This is a genomic window from Paenibacillus sp., assembly GCF_035645235.1.
Classification (GTDB): domain Bacteria; phylum Bacillota; class Bacilli; order Paenibacillales; family YIM-B00363; genus Paenibacillus_AE.
Map to the genome: position 1 here is coordinate 1 of NZ_DASQMZ010000052.1, position 3,051 is coordinate 3,051.

The window sequence follows — 3,051 nt, forward strand, 5'->3', positions numbered from 1 at the left end:
TGAGCGCTTATGCTTTTATTCGGCATGCCGTAACGGAGAGCGCCGACGAGGCGCTTCGCATCCGCGCGACCGTGCGCGTCGAAGCGGAGCCGGTCGCCCAAGCGCTCCAAGTCGCTCCGATCAGCGCAACCGCGACGGTCGAGGCCGCCGTGCCGCGCGAGGGCGCCGCGGCGGTCTCGACGGAGGACACGCTGTATACATTCCGAGTTTCTCAGACGGACCGGACGATCTATACGGTGTATTGGGACGAACTCCGACAAGCGGTGACCGGGATTCTCCCGGAGGAGATCGACGACGCGCTGCTGGGGAAGCTCGGGAGTCGCTTGGAAGAGACGGCGCCCTTCACGGTGAAGTCGGAAGGGCGCACGTACCGGGTGCTCACCGGACCGGGGTCGGAGGCGCCTCTCGTCTTCGGGACGGCCGACGGGACGGGGACGGTATCGTTCTCGATGCGGGCCGGCAGCGTGCAGTATATTACGAACATCACCGAGGAAATGGAGATGCTGCGCCGGCTGCTGCTGCTGCTCGCCGCCGGGCTCGCGATCGCGGGGCTGCTCGCGGTCACCGCGGGGTGGTATTTGGCGTCGCGGGCGCTCGTTCCGATCCGGGCGGCGTGGGAGCGACAGCAGCAATTCGTCGCGGACGCATCGCACGAGCTGCGTACGCCGCTCGCCGTCGTACAGGCGCACGCGGAACTGCTGCTGCGCCATCCCGAACGCACCGTCGAGGAGGAAAGCCGCAGCGTATCGGCGGTATTGAAGGAGAGCCGTCGCATGAAGAAGCTCGTCGACGGCTTGCTGACGCTCGCCCGCACCGACTCCAACGCAATGGAGCTGTCCAAGAAGCCGCTGCGGGTCGACGCGGTGCTCTCGCATACGGTCGGGCTCGTCGAGGAGCTGGCCGCTTGCAAAGGCATTATCGTCCGTATGGAGATCGAAAACGAGATCGAAGGCGAAGCCGACGAGGAGCGGCTGCACCAGCTGTTCCTCATCGTGCTGGACAACGCGATCAAATATACGCCGCCGGAGGGCATCATCACGGTCCGCTGCGAGCGCCGGACGCATGCGGCGCACGTCGTCGTCGAGGATACCGGCGTGGGCATCCCGGAGCGGGACGTGCCGCACGTCTTCGAGCGCTTCTATCGGAGCGACCGGGTGCGTTCGCGCGAAGAGGGCGGCATCGGCCTAGGCCTCGCGATCGCGAAATGGATCGTCGAGCGCCACGGCGGCCAGATCCGGATCGAAAGCCGGCTCGGCGTCGGCACGGCCGTGCACATGACGCTGCCGTTACCATAAGGTTTCACCGTTCGCGAATCGCGAACGGTTTTTTTTGTTTCGGAGGACCGGCGCCGCATCCGATCCGCCTCATTTTCCGATTCTTATCTTTCTTTAAGGTTGTTCAAAGAGTTTTCTAAAAAACGTCCGCGATAATGGGGAACGTTGGAAAGCACATTTTCCGGAAAACGGGGGAGGATTCGTAACATGCGAAAGAAGCTAGTGAAAGCAGGAATGGCCGCGGTGTTATGCCTTGGGGCGATGTTGGCAGGCTGCTCGGGCAGCGAAACGGCGGGAACGGAGGCGCCCGCGTTCGATCCGAACACGCCGGCGACGCTGAAGGTGGCGTATTTTAACGACCAAGCGTTCCATATGACGTACGGCAATTTGTTTAAGGCGAAGTACCCGAACATCGATTTCGAAATCGTCTCGACGATGGAAATCTACGGTCAAGGCAAGGACCCGGTCGAGGAGTTCGCGAAGCTGATCGCGGAGCAAAAGCCGGATGTCGTCGTCATGACGCCGGAGCAGTACGAGCTGCTCGCGGCGGAAGGGAGCCTCGCCGACTTGGAGCCGTTGATGCGCTCGACCGGCTTTACGCTCGACGGCTTCGTGGAGGGCGTCGTCGAGCAGCTGCGGTCGCTGGGGGGCGGGCAGCTGTACGGCCTCGCGCCGACGTTCAATATGAAGGCGTTGTTTTATAATAAGTCGTTGTTCGACGAGTACGGGGTGCCGTATCCGACCGACGGCATGACGTGGGAGGACGTGTTCGCGCTGGCCGCGCGCTTCCCGACGGACGGCGCGGAGGAGAAACGGATCTACGGACTCGGGCAATCGCTGTTTACCTGGAACGCCTACGACCTGATCAAGCAGATCGCCGCCTCGAAAGAGCTATCCCATCTGAACGCCGACGCGTCGGCGCTGACGATGGACAACGAGGAGTGGAAAAGCGTATTTCGGCAAGCGGTCGAGGCGTACAGCGGCGGGAGCGTCTTTCTGCCGGCGCCGCCGCCGGCGTCCTCCGGCGGATCGGGCGACGGAGCGGTGCGGACGTTCACGATCGGCGGCGATTCCGACATGTTCAACAGCGGCCGCGCCGCGATGCTGATCGAAGGGCCGATGGGGCTCAATCAGATGAACATGATGGGCGGCAACGCTCCGTCGTTCGAACGCGGACTCGTGACGATGCCGGTCGACGCGAATTATCCGGATACGTCCAACGCGTTCTCGCTTTCGCAGGTGTTCGGCGTGCATGCGTCCTCCGGGCAGGCGGCTGCCGCTTGGGCGTTCCTTGAATACGTGCACAGCGGGGAATTCGCGGAGCTTCGGTCGGCGACGGCCGTCGAGCTGCCTTCGATTCAGGGCTACGCGGCCGATAAGAACGGCATGAGCTTGGAGCCGTTTTACAAGCTGGGGCCCGGCCAAGTGCGCGAGTCGTCGCTGCTGCCGAAGGGTTTTGCGGCGGCGTTCAGCGCGATCGCCGAGGAGGAGACGCGGGCGGCGGTCGACGGGTCGAAGTCGATCGACGAGGCGTTCGCATCGTTGGTGACTCGGGCGACCGACGCGCTGGCGGCGGCCAACGCGACCGGCGAGAAGGAGCGCGGCGGCGGCGGCGGCGTCAGCGTCGGGGCCGGCGCCGCGGTGTTCGTCCGATGAGGCGTCGGCGGCTTGCATGCGAACGATAGTCGAAGTCGAGCAAGCGGAAAAGGCGTTCCGCGTCGGGGACCGGACCGTGCGCGTGCTGCAGGGGGTCGAGCTGACGCTCGTCCCCGGCGAG

Annotated in this window: 2 protein-coding genes; both read left to right on the plus strand. The window is 64.4% G+C overall.

Going from position 1 to position 3,051, the window contains the following annotated elements; all coding sequences use genetic code 11:
* Positions 1–1,295, plus strand: a 1,295-nt coding sequence (locus tag VEZ38_RS04515) for a sensor histidine kinase (protein WP_324892155.1), incomplete at its 5' end; no start/stop codon positions are given.
* A gap of 186 nt (positions 1,296–1,481) precedes the next feature.
* Positions 1,482–2,930, plus strand: a complete 1,449-nt coding sequence (locus VEZ38_RS04520; RefSeq protein ID WP_324892156.1) for an ABC transporter substrate-binding protein — start codon at positions 1,482–1,484, stop codon at positions 2,928–2,930.
* Positions 2,931–3,051: the final 121 nt, after the last annotated feature.